Here is a 15,385-nt window from a genome sequence, read left to right as displayed (position 1 = left end):
TTATTTCCCCCCTCCTGTTAATTTATGAAATACTTCTTCAAGTGTACGCTCCTCTTGCTGTAGCCCTACAATTGTCAGGTTGTTACCTGCCGCAAATGAAGATAAAACCGGACGAATATCTTTTTCTTCAGCACTACTAATAAGGAATTTCTTACCTGTAACTTTTTTAACAGACTTCACTCCCTCTATATTTAGAAAAATTTCTTCGGAAGCATCCTCAAGAAATTCAATGATCACAACCTTTTCTTTAAATAGCTCTTGTCCAAGCCCTTCAACTGGTTTATCAGCTACTTTTGATCCAAGATTTATAACAACAACTCTGTCACACAATGCCTGAACTTCCTGCATTATATGAGTTGAAAAGATTACTGCTTTATCTCTTGAAGCTTCCTTGATCACGCTTCGGATTTCCAGAATCTGATTTGGATCAAGACCACTTGTTGGCTCATCGAGTATCAACACTTCAGGATCATGTAACAATGCTTTTGCCAATCCGACACGCTGTCGGTATCCCTTCGATAAAGTAACGATTTGCTTATTTTGCTCTCTGGATAACCCACAAAGCTCAACCATATCTTTTACTCTGGAATTCAGGCTACTTCCCCTTAAACCCTGGAGCTTTCCACAAAATTTTAAAAACTCATGAACATACATATCCAGGTACATTGGATTATGCTCCGGGAGATATCCAATATTCTTCTGAACAGATAAGGCTTCTTTCTCGACATCAAAACCACAAACTGTAGCATTTCCTTCGGAAGGAGGAATATACCCAGCCAATATTTTCATGGTTGTTGATTTTCCGGCGCCATTGGGACCAAGAAACCCCAGTATCTCTCCTTTGGAAACTTCAAAAGATAAGTTATTAACTGCGAGCTGATTGCCGAATTTCTTCGATATGTTATTTACGGTTATTGACATTGCACTATTTGGATGCAAAGCTATGAAAATTATGTGCTAATTTAATAGAATTTTAATTTGTGATCCCTTTTATATTGTCTATTACATACCCAGTTGGTAAATTTGCGCCTCTTATTTTCTTTTAAGCTAATGAATTTCAGGATTTTAAGCGTTTTAACCCTGGTTTTGGGTTCACATTTTTTAACAGTGGGGCAAGGAAAGAATTCTCAATACCAATATACTTATGGTGCAGAATTTAACCGAGGTTTTATAATGAAACATGGTCCTGAAGTTGGTATCCTGTCACAAAATGCCAGACCAACGGGCTTTGCATTTCACTTACTGAAAAGTACAAGCGGCTACCGTCAATGGGAGAAAGATTACAACCTGCCTACCCTTAAGTTCTCTTTCAATTATTTTGATTTGAATCAACAATATATGGGGAGCTTGCTAGGCTTAACTTCGACAATTCAATTTAATTTGATTACAACCAGAAAAGTTGTGATTGATTTTGCTCCTGGAGCAGGAATTAGCTACACAAACAAGCCTTTTGATGCTGAGACTAATAACAAAAATGTTTTACTAGGTACGGCTTTTAATACTGTCATGAGGGCTGACCTGACTATTAATTACCTGGTTAATGAAAACTGGAAAGTGTACTTGAGCATCGGTATGTTTCATGCAAGTAACGGTTCTATTTCAGACCCTAATAAAGGAATCAATCTTGTAAATAGTGGTTTAGGATTAAAATATACTCCTGCTAAAGACTTTAGTGATCAAGAGCCAGTTAAAACTCAAATTTCACATAAAGATATTACGGATGTGAAGTTTGCTTTAACAGTTTCTTCAGGAGTACAACAAGAAGGTTCATTTGATACTGATGAAAGAGAAGAATTTTATAATGCCTCGTTCCTTTATTATCCAATTGTACAAAACAGAGGTAAATGGGCTGTAGGACTTGATTACTTTCACAACCTGGCGATAAAAAAGCACATGAGCAGAATGCCTGAGTTTATGAATAGCACACCTCCGGACTTTAGAAGAGTTGGACTGACAGCAGGATATCAAGTCGATATGGGTCGTTTTGCATCTTTATTTCAATTAGGATACTATGTATATAATAAAGCACAAAGAGGACAGCATATCTATCAAAGATATTCTGCAAGGTACCATGTAACTAAAAACTTTGGAGTTCATTTAGGGTTAAGAGCCCATGGCGGAAAAGCTGAAAATTTAGAATTTGGAATATTTGGAGCGTTATGAGAACAGGATTAAATATATTTTTATTGCTTACAATTGTAATAGTCTATAATTCATGCAATGATCCGGAAGCTTTTGACTGTTTCAAATCTGCTGGTGACCATTCTTTTGAAGAAAGAGCTGTTGATTCATATAAATACATTATTCTTTCAACAGGTGTAGATGTTTCTTTTAGCGATGATCAAACTGAAACAATAAAAGTTGAAGGTCCTGCTAATCTATTATCAAAAATTGAAACAACTGTTTACCGGGATACACTTTATATCACCGATCAAAATACATGCTCATGGGTTAGATCTCCAGTTGAGACTAAAATCCACATTCCGATACAACCTGAAATCAATATTCTTTATGAAGGTTATGGTGAAATAGAATTAAATACAAGCAATGATATTGACCTCTTTTCGCTTACTGTAAAAGATGGTATGGGCGATATGGATATTAACTTTGCTAATGTAAAGGCTGCCAGTATTTCTAACAATAGCTTTTCTAACATTAATATGACTGGTAAAGCTGATTCTCTACATGTTTATTACAGTAACAACTTCGGACATTTTGATGCTTCTCAATTACTTGTTCAAAACCTTGATTTAAGATACAGCGGAAAAAATGATGCAAAGATTAACCCTGAAGTCAAGTTAACAGGATTAATCTATGGTTTTGGAAATGTAATTTCTATAAATTCTCCAGATGAAGTATCTGTTGAGGAGATCAGTACCGGAAAATTGATTTTTCAAAATTAACTTTCTGCAATTACTTTTGCGATAATTCGAGTCATAGCAGGCTCGGCTACCTCTGCAGATGCAATTATCTCCGGAATGGATACTGGTTTTAATTTTTCAGGGGTGCATAGGTCTGTTATTACCGAGATTGCAAAAACAGGAATCCCCATGTGAACAGCTACAATATTTTCAGGTATTGAAGACATTCCAACAGCATCAGCACCAATTATTCTAAGGAATTTATATTCCGCCGGAGTCTCAAGGTTTGGCCCTTGTACACCCGCATAAACACCCTTGTGTACTCGAACTTTTTCATCCCTGCCAAACTCCATTGCCATAGCTATCATTTTCTTATCGTATGGCTCAAACATATCAGGGAATCTAGGACCAAGTTCATCCTCATTTTTTCCTCTTAACGGATTTTCAGGGAATAAATTAATATGATCCTCGATAATCATGAGATCACTCTTCTCGTAATCATTATTAAGACCTCCGGCTGCGTTACTAATTATCAACTTACTAATTCCCAGAAGTTTCATAACTCTAACTCCATAGGTAACTTGCTGCATGGAATATCCTTCATAATAATGAAATCTACCTTGCATAATTACAACTGATTTACCTTCAATTTTCCCGAAAATCAATCGCCCGGAATGGGACTCTACTGTTGAAATTGGAAAATGAGGGATTTCATCATAAGAAATCGTCTGTTGAATGTCTACTTTGTCAACAAGCTTCCCAAGTCCGGTACCGAGAATAATACCAAATTCAGGTTTTTCAATATCCAATTCTTTAATTACTGCCAGTGATTCGTTAAGTTGATCAAGCATAATGGATTATTTTTTATATGTTTGGCCTTAAAAATATCAATTTTGAAATCAATTTATTCAATCCCGGGATGCATTCCTTTCTATTAATCAATAATTTTGAATCATAATTGACAATTGAACTGATACAAAAAAAGAAACCAATGGCTCTTACACCAACAAAAAATATACCGCTAGGATTTAATGCTCCTGATTTTGAACTTCAGGATACCATTACCGGTAAAACTTTTTCACTAAATGATCTGCGAGGTTCAAAAGCCACTGTGGTTGCCTTCATTTGTAATCACTGTCCTTATGTGATACATATTAGAGAAAAACTCGTAGAAATTGCAGATAAGTATGAGGTTGAAGGTATAAATTTCATTGCCATTAATTCTAATGACATAGAAAAATACCCAGAAGACTCACCTGAAAAGATGAAAGAACTTGCTACTGCATTAAACTTTCCTTTTCCATATTTATTTGATGAATCACAGGAAGTCGCAAAAAAATATGACGCAGCATGCACTCCTGATTTTTCTGTTTTTGATGAAAATTTACTTTGCATATACAGAGGAAGATTTGATGAATCACGTCCGGGCAATGATATTCCTGTAACGGGAGATGACTTATCTGAAGTATTGGAAGCTGTATTATCAGGAGATGATGTCTCTCAGGAACAACTCCCAAGTATGGGATGTAATATAAAATGGAAGCCGGGCAACGAACCCAAATAATTAACTAATTCAGAATAAATACAAGCCCTTACCGTTCTAAAAGGTAAGTATGCGAATTGCATATTCTTTATATGAAAAACGAAGAAATCTACACAATTATAAGTGGCACAAACCGAAAAGATGCCGTAAGCCCAAAATTGGCACTATATTATCAATCTTGCCTTAAAGATCGAGGGATAGAGGCATCAATAATATCCTTAAACAAGCTTCCCGAAGACTTTGTATTCTCGGCATTGTATGAAAACGCCGGTAAACACAAGGTTTTCAACGAATTCAGGGAGCAAATGTTAAGGTCTACAAAATACATTTTTATTGTTCCTGAATACAATGGATCATTTCCGGGAGTATTGAAAGCATTTATTGATGGCATGGAGTACCCTAATACTTTTGCTAAAAAGAAAAGTGCGTTAGTGGGACTTTCATCAGGAGTTCAGGGAGCAGGACTAGCTTTGAGTCACCTTACAGATATATTAAATTATTGTGGAACAAATGTGCTGGCACAGAAGCCAAAGCTATCATTTATTCATAAAAATTTTGATGGAGAAGAAATCCTTAATGACTTATATAAGCAATTAATCGACGAGCAAGTCGATGCATTTCTAGAATTTTAAAAAAAGAAATGCCGGAAGCGTAGCACTAAAGCTAATCCCGGACCAGGGGAAACGCAAAAAATTCCGGCATTCTACCTAACTAACCAAGTCTTATAGGTTAGAAAAAAAATACCGGCCAGCAAGAATTGTAAACCATCGTTCTGCAAAAAATGTGGCCGGTATTTACCACCTAACTAACCGAAATACAAAAAAGTACTTTTACAGCTAATGAAAGCTTAAAAAAAGGAACACAGACCTTCGCCCCGAAATTTTAGTTTATGGAAAAAATTTATCAATCCAGACGAAAAAGTGGCAGCCTATGTCCTTTCTACACCACCATAACTGCATGTAACTTTTTACTTTTGGACGTATTCCAAAAGAATGAATGATTATAAATTTATCGCTGGGGATTAATCTACATTATCATGCAGATACTTGTTATTCCCAAGGATCTCGTTGTCGTCGTTTAAGTTATATTTACTTACATTTCTCTCAGATGAATGCTGAGGATTCTTCAAATCAACCTTCTTTCTTAAATAAGCTGGTACTTTGAATTTCTCCTTGTAGTCTTCATCCTTCTTTTCAGGAGTGTTATTGTAATTGCTTAGCTTTTGCTTACGCTCATAAGCCTGTTCCTGAAGTTTCTTTTTTTTAAGGTCGATCTCACTGAAAACAAAAGTTCTTTTGATTTCTCCATTATCTGAAGATGAACTAATGACATCATTGGTAACTTCCTCTTCGTCGACAACTTCAAAATCATCATCAAGATCAAAAAGATTGTTGGCGATATCTTTTTCTTCATCCCTTGCAATGAACTCATGTGAATGAGATGGTCCATTATCAAGATTTTCTTTTTTTGATGACTTTGAACTACTGTCGTCTCCGAATAATTTAATTTGCCTGTTTGATTCTAAGTCGAAGACCTTCTTCGAGTTTGTTGCTTCTATATTCTCTTTTATCGTACTGGGAGCATCAAAACCAGTTGCGATAAGTGTTACCCTAAGGGCAGTTCCCAGATCAGGATCCATTCCGTGACCAAAGATCACTTCAGCATCATCACCGGCTACTTCCTGGATATATTCTGTAATCTCAGTTAGTTCGTCCATTTGTAACTCAGCCTCTTCTCCTGAAATTATTGAAAGAAGAATCTTCTGAGCACCGTGAATATCCCTGTTATTTAATAATGGTGAGCTAATAGCCATTTCAGCTGCTTTAAGTGCTCTACCCTCACCTTCAGTTTGAGCTGAGCCCATTACTGCAGCACCACTATTTTTCATTACCGTATTAACATCCTGAAAGTCGACGTTGACATATCCAGGAACAGTAATGATTTCGGCGATACCTTTTGCAGCAGTGGTCAAAACATTATCAGCACGACCGAAAGCTTCTCTGATTGCAAGATTTCCAAAAATCTCCCTAAGCTTATCATTAAGAATGACAATCACAGTGTCACAGCAATCTTTAAGATCTCTGATTCCTGCTTCTGCGGCTGCCATTTTCTTTTTACCCTCAAAGCCAAAAGGAGCAGTAACAATACCTACGGTTAGTATGTCCATATCCTTGGCAATTCGAGCAATTTGAGGTGCTGCACCTGTACCTGTTCCACCACCCATTCCGGCAGTAACAAACACCATTTTGGTGCCATCACCTAGAAATTCTCTAATCTCCTCTTTACTTTCAATCGCAGCATTTTTACCAATTTCAGGATTAGCACCAGCGCCTAGTCCTTCAGTTAGGTTGGTACCGATCTGAAGTCTATTTGGTACAGGACTAGCCTTTAAAGCTTGTGAATCGGTATTAACTACGACAAATTCTACGTCTTTAATGCCTTGATTATACATGTGGTTTACAGCATTACTACCACCACCTCCTACACCGATCACCTTAATGATCGATTTCTGATGCTGAGGAATATCAAAAGTAAATCCGTTGTCTGACATAATTTCTACGGTTTAATTGTGGTTATTGTGCCGTCCGGAATTACCCAAGACGGTTAGTTAGTTCTTTTTTGTTTTTAATAATTTGTATTGTCGATATCATCAATCAACAGCCCTTTGGTTTTGCTAATGATCTTTCTGAAGAAATCACCACCGTTGGCCTTGGTTGTTGTGTTTTCATTACCAACTTCACGATTAGCAGGATATGATTTGTATCTTTCCTCCCTCTCATCAAGTGATCTGAAACCTGTCAATACCAACCCGACACCCGTTGCATACATCGGGCTCTTGACGATATTGATCTTGCTTTTACCCAGGTGCTCGTTCGGAAATCCGATGCGAACATCTTTTCCTGTCATGTATTCAAACAATTGCTTAATGCCAAGTAGTTGTGAACCACCACCAGTGACCACAATTCCAGCTGCAAGCTTTTCGTCATATCCTGAAGCAATTATCTCACTATGCACGTACTCGATAATTTCTTCCATTCTTGCCTCGATAATGAAGGCTAAGTTCTTTATTGAAATCTCCTTTGGAGGTCTGTTTCTTAAACCAGGGATACTAATAATCTCATTTGGGCTTGCCTCTTCTGCTATTGCTCTTCCAAATTTGGTTTTAAGCAACTCAGCTTGATGCTGCATTACACTACACCCCTGCTTTATGTCAGAAGTGATGATATCACCGCCAAACGGAACCACGGCAGTATGTCTGATTATATTATCATGGAAAATTGCAATATCAGTAGTACCACCTCCGATATCTATAAGGCAAACACCAGCCTCTTTTTCTTCATCACTAAGAACAGACAAGCTTGATGCAAGAGGCTCCAGTATCAAATTTTCAACCTCAAGTCCTGCTCGTTGAACACATTTATGAATATTCTTAATATCATTTGTTTTGGCTGTGATTACGTGAAAATTAGCTTCCAGCTTAGTACCAGCCATACCTACAGGATCTAAAATTCCTTCTTCATAATCTACCATATAATCCTGTGGCATCACATGGATGATTTCACTACCGGCTGGCATCATAATACGATAGATCTCATTTGTAAGACGGTTTACGTCTTCAACCTGGATCTCATCATCATCTGTCATCCGTGTTATACTATGATGGTGCATTGAGCTTTTGATGTGCTGACCTGCAATACCAACATTCACAACGTTGATATCAATACCAGACTGCTCTTCAGCCTCCCTGATAGCTTTTTGTATAGCGGCAACGGTCTTGTCAATATTATTTACTACACCGCGCACAACACCATCAGAAACTGCTTGTCCCATACCCAGAACATCCAATTTCCCATGCTGATTTTTCTTTCCTACAATGGCTGCGATCTTGGTGGTTCCAATATCCAAGCCTACAACTATTTTCTCGTTATCCATGATACTGTTAATTTATTGGTGGTGTTTTTTTTATTCTATTCACAAATTATTTGGTCATCATAAGCAAGGTTTACCCTTTCGTAATAATTCCATCCTTTCCTGGGCAGAATTTCACTGTAAAAGATCTCCAGCTTCTTCAACTTACTTTTAAGGTTAACCGGCTTTCCCAGTTCGATACGCTGCTTACCTACCTGCTGGTACAAAACAACATTTCCTTGCTTATCTATATCAATCTGAGATATCTGAGCTTTTAAAAACTCATCTTTCTCTATCAGTTCAATCAAATTCATTATCGGACTTTCAGGCTGCTCAGTAACCTTTTCCGTTATGATTGTTTTAACATAATCTCCAGTTATAATCATCATTCTCGGTGTATATCGATCTGATATAGGAATGATTCTCCCATCTACACCCAGATATGCATCTGCAGCCATATTCTGTACTAATCGTGCAACCGGTTTTACCAATTCAGCCTCAACCACCAGGTTTCCTCCCAGCCCTCTGAATACTTCAGCAGATTTGATATACTGTTGCTTACGAATCTTTCCTTCAAGATCTTTAAGGTTGATATTCTCAAAACTATTTCCTGACAAAGGCACCCCGTCATAACTAAGAGCAGAAACAACATCCTCTTCATTGATGAAGTAGTTATCTTCAATTCCGATAAGCTTTACATCAATTTTATTGCACACTTTATTTCCATATCTGCTCCCGGCAAATCCCGCAAGGGTGAAAAATACAACCAACAGGATGATTATCTTCACCGGGGTTTTTATCGATATTTTCTTTAAAAACTTCATAGCTCCGCCTCAATCATATTTTTTATCCTGATTACCTCTCTATCGATATCTCCGGCTCCAACAGTTAGAATCAACTCCGGCTCACGAGCTCTTAGCAAGGCTAGCAGGTCTTCTTTTTCAACAATAATCTTATTCGGGTTATTCATTTTACCCAATATCAACTCTGAGTTTACCCCTTCTATTGGTTCTTCTCTTGCAGGATATATCGGTAGTAATAACACATCATCAGCTTTATCAAGAGATGCTGCAAAACCATCGGCAAAATCTCTTGTTCTCGTATATAAATGAGGCTGAAATATCAATGTCATTTTTTTCTCCGGATATAACTTTCTTACCGAATCAACCAGTGATGAGATTTCAGTCGGATGATGAGCGTAGTCATCAATAAAAACTGACTTCTCAGTAATACTGATATATTCAAATCTTCTCTTGACTCCCAGATAGCTATCAAGACCTGAAACCAGTTTTTCAACGCTCAGTCCGTTATCCAGAGCCATAGCACCTGCTGCTATTGCATTCAATACATTATGAAATCCCGGTTGATGCAATACCAGTCCATCAATTTTTATCCCTGCACTTTTGTACTCAAAATCAAAAACAAAAGCATTATTCTCAACCCTGATATTTGATGCCTGAATATCACCTTCATTTATACCATAACTAATACCTACCTGTCCATTCGCTCTAACCTGATCTTCAAGTTTATCTTTTAGCGAATAGTGGAAATAAACCTTATTCCCCTTAGGTATCAGCTTTATAAAATCATTAAATGACTTTACCAGTTCACTATGATCACCATAGATATCCAGGTGATCTGCATCCATATTTGTAATGATTGCAGAATTAGGATTTAACCTTAAGAAAGTCCTGTCAAATTCATCAGCTTCTACAACAACTACCGGATCCTCGTCTTTTCTATTGAGAAGAAGATTAGAGTTATAATTTGTAGCTATTCCCCCCAACAAACCCTCCATATTCATATCTGCATCAAAAAGAAGATGGGCAAGCATAGTACTTGTGGTTGTCTTACCATGAGTACCGGCTACTGCAAGAGTTTTATGGTCTTTAGTAATCAGACCCAGAACCTCAGATCTTTTGTAAACCTTAAATCCGCTTGAGTTAAAGAAATTAAGCTCAGCATGGTTTTTAGGAATTGCCGGAGTATAAATCACTAATGTTGTCTCCGGGTCTTTAAATTGATCAGGGATAAAGTTCAGATTATCTTCAAAGTGAATATCCATACCTTCAGCAGACAATCTGTCTGTCAAAGGAGAAGGTGTACGATCATAGCCAGCTACCTGTTTGTTTCTATCTACAAACCAACGGGCCAGAGAGCTCATACCAATGCCTCCGATTCCAAGGAAATACACGTTATCGTAATCTGTTACTTTCACTTTATCAATTTCTCAATTTCATCTACTATATCTTTTGTTGCATTTGGTAATGCCATCTTTTTAATAGCCTCACCTAATGTCTTTTTCTTTTCTTCATCTTTGATAGTACCTGACACAAGAGCACCCAGCTTTTCAGTTTGCTCTGAATCTTTCAGGCAAATTGCAGCACCATTTTCTTCAAGTGCCTGAGCATTCTTTGTCTGATGATCTTCTGCCACGTGTGGCGAAGGAATGAATATCACCGGTTTCCCTACCAGGCATAACTCAGATACTGACAATGCCCCGGCACGACTTACCACCAGGTCAGACAATGAATAAGCCATATTCATTTCTTTAATAAAGGCAGTCACTTTCACCATTGACATATTCAATCCAGTGATTTTGGCAACACGCCTTTCCATTTCTTCCTCATAAAACTTCCCACACTGCCAAAGAACCTGAATTCCTTCATTAGTCCATTTTCTCAGGTTAAGTAATACTCCTTCATTGATACTTCTAGCTCCCAGACTACCACCAATAATCAATAAAACTGGCTTGGAACTATCAAATCCAAAGTGTTTTGCTGCCTCTTCTCTTGACGGAAGGTTCTCAGCTATTTCAGCTCTTACCGGATTACCGGTAAGTTTAATTTTATATGGAGGGAAGAATCTTCCCATATTTTTATAGGCTACACAAATAACCTGAACACTCTTGGCTAACCACTTATTAGTTAATCCGGCAAAGCTGTTTTGCTCCTGAATCAACGTTGGTACTTTTCTTTTCGCAGCAACATATAACAATGGACCAGCAGCATACCCACCTACTCCAACAGCTACATCAGGTTTAAATGCCTTGACAATTCTTCGGGCATCTACAAGACTCTTCATCAACTTCACCGGGAAAAGCAGATTTCTAACTGTAGCCTTCCTTTGAAGACCGCTTATCCACAAACCTTTTATATCAAATCCAGCTTCAGGCACCTTTTGCATTTCCATTTTACCCTTAGCACCCACGAACAGGATCTTCGCATCTTTATGTCTGCGCTGAAACTCCTGAGCAATGGCAATAGCAGGATAGATATGGCCACCGGTACCACCACCGCTAACGATTATTCTATATGGTTTTTTATCACTCATTATGCAGCCTTAGCAAAGTTTTTTCCTTGTTTAACACTTCCTTCATTAATAGATGCCTGAGGCCCCCTGCTTACACTTAGCATTATTCCAAATGCAAGACCAGTAAACAACAAACTTGTACCTCCCATACTTACAAATGGTAGAGGAAGTCCTGTAACAGGACCTAAGCCTACCGCCACACCCATGTTTACCATAGCCTGAAGTACCAGGGAGAAGGATATCCCTGCACTCAGAAGACCTTCATAGGCCTTCTCACTATTTGACACCATCCGCATACCCCGCACCAGAAGCACCAGGTAAAGAATCAATACCAGGATCCCCCCGACAAATCCATACTCCTCAAGTATAATTGCATATATAAAGTCGGCATATGCCGAAGGAAGAAAGTTTCTTTCATCACTTTTACCCGGACCTTTACCAAATGTTCCTCCAGATGCAATTGCCAGTTTAGCATGCTTTTCCTGATACCCTACCTGGTCATCATCCAGGAATTGTTCAACCCTGCTTATCACTGTTTCTGCACGCTGACCAAGAGTGAATGCTGCTGCACCTGCAATGGCTCCTACAAGTACTAACAGAGCCAGATATTTTACAGGAACTCGTCCAATAAACATCAGCAACATGCATGTCAGGAACAATAATATTGCGGTACTCATGTTAGTCATCGCAATTAAACTGCATACAATCAAGATCCAGATCAAAATCGGAACCAACGTTATCTTGACATCCTCGATCTTCATTTGCCTCTTACTTAACATAGAAGCTAATGCTACTATCAAAGCAACTTTGGCAAGGTCAGAAGGCTGAAAAGACTGGTTAATTAAAGGTATTGTTATCCACCTACTGGCGTCATTAATTGTATTACCAAATAACCATGCGTACAATAGCAATGGAACACTTATCCATAAGGCCAGTTTTGACAACAGACTGAAATACCTGAAATCAATTTTGTGAGCCAGCCAAGCAGTAAAGAATGACAGAAACACAAGGATAGTATGTCTGAAAAGGTAGTACTCGGTATTACCAAATTGATTTTTATGAGCAAGCGTACTAGTCGCAGAATACACCACAAAAATACTGATCAGCCCAAGACCGAACATTACACCCCAGATTACCGGATCACCTTTCAGGTTTTCCTGAGCCCATACTTTAATTTTTTCAGTCATTGCTCACCCCCTCTCCTAATTTGTTTACAGCATCAATAAACTGATTGCCGCGATCTTCATAATTCTTGAATAAATCGAAGCTGGCACAAGCCGGTGAAAGCAGCACAACATCACCCTGTTGAGCTTCAGTATATGCCACTGCCAATGCTTTTTTAATTGAATCAGTATCAAACACCTTAATTTCGTTTGTAAATGACTCAACCAGTTTTTTATTATCTACCCCCATACAGACCAAAGATTTTACCTTTTCTCTGATAAGAGGTTTTATTAATTCATAATCATTTCCTTTGTCAACACCACCTGCAATCCAGATTATTGGCTTTTTAAAACTCTTGATTGCATAGAATACTGCTTCAAGATTTGTAGCCTTACTATCGTTCACATATTCTACACCATTTATCTCTCTTACCAGCTGTAAACGATGAGGGGCATTTACAAAGCTTTTTAAATGTTGCTTAATCACTTCAGGCTCAATACCTGTCAATAATGCTGCAGAAATAGCAGCTGCAGCATTCACCTGATTATGCGGACCTTTGATTGGCAACTCATCATTACCTACAACAAATTCCTTCCCTCCAACCGCAAAAGCTATTGCCTCATCACTTATCAACACATCAGCTGTATTACCTTCCTTGTTAATAGAAATCAACTTGTAATCACCCGATCCCTGATCAACTCCTTTTGAAGTATATTCATCTGCAGTGTTTGCAATGAAATAATCACTTGCATTCATATTCATAACCAACCTCATTTTTGAAGCCAGATATAAATCCATATTATATTGATATCGATCCAGATGATCAGGTGTCACATTCAATAAGACACCAATATGTGGTCTGAATTCAACAATATCATCAAGCTGAAAGCTGCTGATCTCAACTACATATCCATCGTACTTTCCATCAGATATAACAGCATTTGCAAAACTCTTCCCAACATTCCCGGTCAAAGCATAATTCAAACCACTACTGGTTATCAAATGATGAGCTAATAAAGTAGTAGTCGTCTTACCGTTTGTTCCTGTTATAGCAACAATAGGTTTATTAGTGAACCTTGCACCCCATTCGATTTCTCCGATTACCGGAATACTTTGTTCCTTACACCAGGCAATCGGTTCCGCATGAGGTGGTATACCTGGAGATTTAACAGCCAAAACTGCACCAACCCATCTAGAATAATCATGTCCGCCCTCTTCAAAAAACACACCAGCATCACTTAACTGTTGCTTATACTTATCGGCAATAGCTCCCTTGTCGGAAAGGAATACTTCAAACCCTTTGCTCTTTGCGAGCAAGGCTGCACCCGTTCCGCTTTCTCCAGCGCCCAATATGATTATTCTATCTGCCATTTATCTTAATTTCAGAGTTGCTAGTGAAATAATTGCCAGCAAGATTCCTACTATCCAAAATCGTGTTACAATCTTCGGTTCTGCGTAATTCTTTTTCTGATAATGATGATGAAGCGGAGACATAAGGAATATTCTACGTCCTTCACCATACTTCTTCTTGGTATATTTGAAATAGCTCACCTGAAGTATTACTGATAAGTTCTCAACAAGGAACACTCCACATAACACAGGTATTAACCATTCTTTTCTTATTGCTAATGCTAATACAGCTATTATTCCTCCTAGTGGTAAACTACCTGTGTCACCCATAAATACTTGTGCCGGATAAGCATTATACCAAAGGAATCCAACACATGCTCCAACAAATGCAGCACAGAAAATCACCATTTCACCCGACATCGGGATATACATGATATTTAAATACTGACTAAACACAACGTTTCCAGACAGGTAAGCCAATATTGCAAGAGTTAAACCAACAATTGCAGAAGTTCCAGCCGCCAGTCCATCGATACCATCAGTAATATTGACTCCATTAGAAACCGCAGTTACAATAAAGACAACTATCAGAGTATATATCAGCCATGTAAAATCATCAGGAAGACCAATGAACTCGGTTAATTCCTTATAATCAAAATCATTATTTTTAAGAAAATAGAAAGTCGTTTTCGTAGACTTCACATCTTCGTATTCCTGAGCTACCTCTACATTTTCAACTTGAGCTACAGGATCTACTTCTTCAAATTGCCTGATCACCACATCATCATGAAAATACATAGTCAGTCCGACGATCAGACCTAAGGAAATCTGTCCGATCATCTTAAACTTCCCTCTCAATCCTTCCTTATTCTTTCTGAATACTTTGATATAGTCATCAAGAAAGCCAATTGTACCGATAACCAATGTTGTTACAATCAACAGAAGGATATATATATTATCAGGTTTTGCGAACAGCAATACAGGAATTAAAATTCCCGACAGTATTATTACTCCACCCATGGTAGGAGTACCTGCTTTTTGTAGCTGTCCTTGTAATCCAAGATCTCTTACAGTTTCTCCTACTTGCTTTTTTTGCAACCAGAGAATTATTTTTTTACCGAAAATGATTGTTATCAACAATGAAAACAATGCTGCCATTCCTGCACGGAAAGAGATATACTGAAATACCCCTGCCCCAAGCAGATCAAAATGTTTTTCCAGGTAATCAAATAAATAGTACAACATC

At 38.0% G+C, this 15,385-nt stretch carries 14 protein-coding genes; 4 read left to right on the top strand and 10 right to left on the bottom strand.

What is annotated here, in order from left to right; translation table 11 throughout:
- Complete coding sequence (gene gldA / locus HH304_RS16925; protein ID WP_169684304.1) at window positions 1–921, bottom strand: gliding motility-associated ABC transporter ATP-binding subunit GldA; 921 nt, start codon at window positions 919–921, stop codon at window positions 1–3.
- Between the two features lie 129 nt (window positions 922–1,050).
- On the opposite strand from gldA, the gene HH304_RS16920 reads away from it, so the two are divergent.
- The gene (locus HH304_RS16920) at window positions 1,051–2,163 is read left to right on the top strand and encodes an acyloxyacyl hydrolase (RefSeq protein WP_169684301.1); all 1,113 of its coding nucleotides are present in this window, start codon (window positions 1,051–1,053) and stop codon (window positions 2,161–2,163) included.
- Window positions 2,160–2,903 carry a GIN domain-containing protein gene (locus HH304_RS16915; protein WP_169684299.1) on the top strand — a complete coding sequence of 248 codons (744 nt, stop codon included), beginning with the start codon at window positions 2,160–2,162 and terminating at the stop codon, window positions 2,901–2,903. Before HH304_RS16920 ends, HH304_RS16915 begins: the two co-directional genes overlap by 4 nt.
- Here the strand turns inward: HH304_RS16915 and HH304_RS16910 are convergent.
- Window positions 2,900–3,712: a purine-nucleoside phosphorylase gene (locus HH304_RS16910; protein ID WP_169684297.1), complete on the bottom strand. Its 813-nt coding sequence runs from the start codon at window positions 3,710–3,712 to the stop codon at window positions 2,900–2,902. The genes HH304_RS16915 and HH304_RS16910 overlap by 4 nt on opposite strands.
- A 140-nt stretch (window positions 3,713–3,852) precedes the next feature.
- Here HH304_RS16910 and HH304_RS16905 point away from each other — a divergent pair, with 140 nt between their 5' ends.
- On the top strand, window positions 3,853–4,425 hold the full coding sequence (locus HH304_RS16905; RefSeq protein ID WP_169684294.1) for a thioredoxin family protein: 573 nt from the start codon (window positions 3,853–3,855) through the stop codon (window positions 4,423–4,425).
- Window positions 4,426–4,496: 71 nt separating this feature from the next.
- A complete protein-coding gene (locus HH304_RS16900) occupies window positions 4,497–5,036 on the top strand; it encodes an NADPH-dependent FMN reductase (protein WP_271711673.1) in 540 nt (179 codons plus the stop codon).
- 389 nt (window positions 5,037–5,425) lie between these two features.
- Here the strand turns inward: HH304_RS16900 and ftsZ are convergent, their stop codons facing one another.
- The 8 genes from ftsZ to mraY all read right to left on the bottom strand — a co-directional run bounded on the left by ftsZ (window position 5,426) and on the right by mraY (window position 15,384).
- The gene (ftsZ, locus tag HH304_RS16895) at window positions 5,426–6,955 is read right to left on the bottom strand and encodes a cell division protein FtsZ (protein ID WP_169684292.1); all 1,530 of its coding nucleotides are present in this window, start codon (window positions 6,953–6,955) and stop codon (window positions 5,426–5,428) included.
- Between the two features lie 74 nt (window positions 6,956–7,029).
- Window positions 7,030–8,337, bottom strand: coding sequence for a cell division protein FtsA (gene ftsA / locus HH304_RS16890; protein WP_169684289.1), 1,308 nt, complete (start codon window positions 8,335–8,337; stop codon window positions 7,030–7,032).
- A 35-nt stretch (window positions 8,338–8,372) separates the two neighbouring features.
- Window positions 8,373–9,137, bottom strand: a complete 765-nt coding sequence (locus HH304_RS16885; RefSeq protein ID WP_169684287.1) for a cell division protein FtsQ/DivIB — start codon at window positions 9,135–9,137, stop codon at window positions 8,373–8,375.
- A complete protein-coding gene (murC, locus tag HH304_RS16880; RefSeq protein WP_169684285.1) occupies window positions 9,134–10,531 on the bottom strand; it encodes a UDP-N-acetylmuramate--L-alanine ligase in 1,398 nt (465 codons plus the stop codon). The genes HH304_RS16885 and murC overlap by 4 nt, the downstream gene beginning before the upstream one ends.
- On the bottom strand, window positions 10,528–11,646 hold the full coding sequence (gene murG / locus HH304_RS16875; RefSeq protein WP_169684283.1) for an undecaprenyldiphospho-muramoylpentapeptide beta-N-acetylglucosaminyltransferase: 1,119 nt from the start codon (window positions 11,644–11,646) through the stop codon (window positions 10,528–10,530). Before murG ends, murC begins: the two co-directional genes overlap by 4 nt.
- On the bottom strand, window positions 11,646–12,812 hold the full coding sequence (locus tag HH304_RS16870; protein WP_169684280.1) for an FtsW/RodA/SpoVE family cell cycle protein: 1,167 nt from the start codon (window positions 12,810–12,812) through the stop codon (window positions 11,646–11,648). The genes murG and HH304_RS16870 overlap by 1 nt, the downstream gene beginning before the upstream one ends.
- A complete protein-coding gene (murD, locus tag HH304_RS16865) occupies window positions 12,805–14,160 on the bottom strand; it encodes a UDP-N-acetylmuramoyl-L-alanine--D-glutamate ligase (RefSeq protein ID WP_169684277.1) in 1,356 nt (451 codons plus the stop codon). Before murD ends, HH304_RS16870 begins: the two co-directional genes overlap by 8 nt.
- Window positions 14,161–15,384 (bottom strand): phospho-N-acetylmuramoyl-pentapeptide-transferase, encoded by a 1,224-nt coding sequence (gene mraY, locus HH304_RS16860; RefSeq protein WP_169684275.1) that lies wholly within the window; start codon window positions 15,382–15,384, stop codon window positions 14,161–14,163.
- Window position 15,385: the final 1 nt, after the last annotated feature.

Origin of the sequence: Marinigracilibium pacificum (assembly GCF_012926615.1) — a bacterium.
Lineage (GTDB): Bacteria > Bacteroidota > Bacteroidia > Cytophagales > Cyclobacteriaceae > Mangrovivirga > Mangrovivirga pacifica.
This window is presented reverse-complemented; position numbering and strand designations above follow the sequence as displayed.

What these genes read in the sequence shown, in the direction of transcription:
- murD (WP_169684277.1), bottom strand. Translation starts at nt 14,160, where the DNA reads ATGGCAGATAGAATAATCATATTGGGCGCTGGAGAAAGCGGAACGGGT.
- mraY (WP_169684275.1), bottom strand. Translation starts at nt 15,384, where the DNA reads ATGTTGTACTATTTATTTGATTACCTGGAAAAACATTTTGATCTGCTT.
- HH304_RS16910 (WP_169684297.1), bottom strand. Translation starts at nt 3,712, where the DNA reads ATGCTTGATCAACTTAACGAATCACTGGCAGTAATTAAAGAATTGGAT.
- HH304_RS16915 (WP_169684299.1), top strand. Translation starts at nt 2,160, where the DNA reads ATGAGAACAGGATTAAATATATTTTTATTGCTTACAATTGTAATAGTC.
- HH304_RS16920 (WP_169684301.1), top strand. Translation starts at nt 1,051, where the DNA reads ATGAATTTCAGGATTTTAAGCGTTTTAACCCTGGTTTTGGGTTCACAT.
- ftsZ (WP_169684292.1), bottom strand. Translation starts at nt 6,955, where the DNA reads ATGTCAGACAACGGATTTACTTTTGATATTCCTCAGCATCAGAAATCG.
- HH304_RS16905 (WP_169684294.1), top strand. Translation starts at nt 3,853, where the DNA reads ATGGCTCTTACACCAACAAAAAATATACCGCTAGGATTTAATGCTCCT.
- HH304_RS16900 (WP_271711673.1), top strand. Translation starts at nt 4,497, where the DNA reads ATGAAAAACGAAGAAATCTACACAATTATAAGTGGCACAAACCGAAAA.
- gldA (WP_169684304.1), bottom strand. Translation starts at nt 921, where the DNA reads ATGTCAATAACCGTAAATAACATATCGAAGAAATTCGGCAATCAGCTC.
- murG (WP_169684283.1), bottom strand. Translation starts at nt 11,646, where the DNA reads ATGAGTGATAAAAAACCATATAGAATAATCGTTAGCGGTGGTGGTACC.
- ftsA (WP_169684289.1), bottom strand. Translation starts at nt 8,337, where the DNA reads ATGGATAACGAGAAAATAGTTGTAGGCTTGGATATTGGAACCACCAAG.
- HH304_RS16870 (WP_169684280.1), bottom strand. Translation starts at nt 12,812, where the DNA reads ATGACTGAAAAAATTAAAGTATGGGCTCAGGAAAACCTGAAAGGTGAT.
- HH304_RS16885 (WP_169684287.1), bottom strand. Translation starts at nt 9,137, where the DNA reads ATGAAGTTTTTAAAGAAAATATCGATAAAAACCCCGGTGAAGATAATC.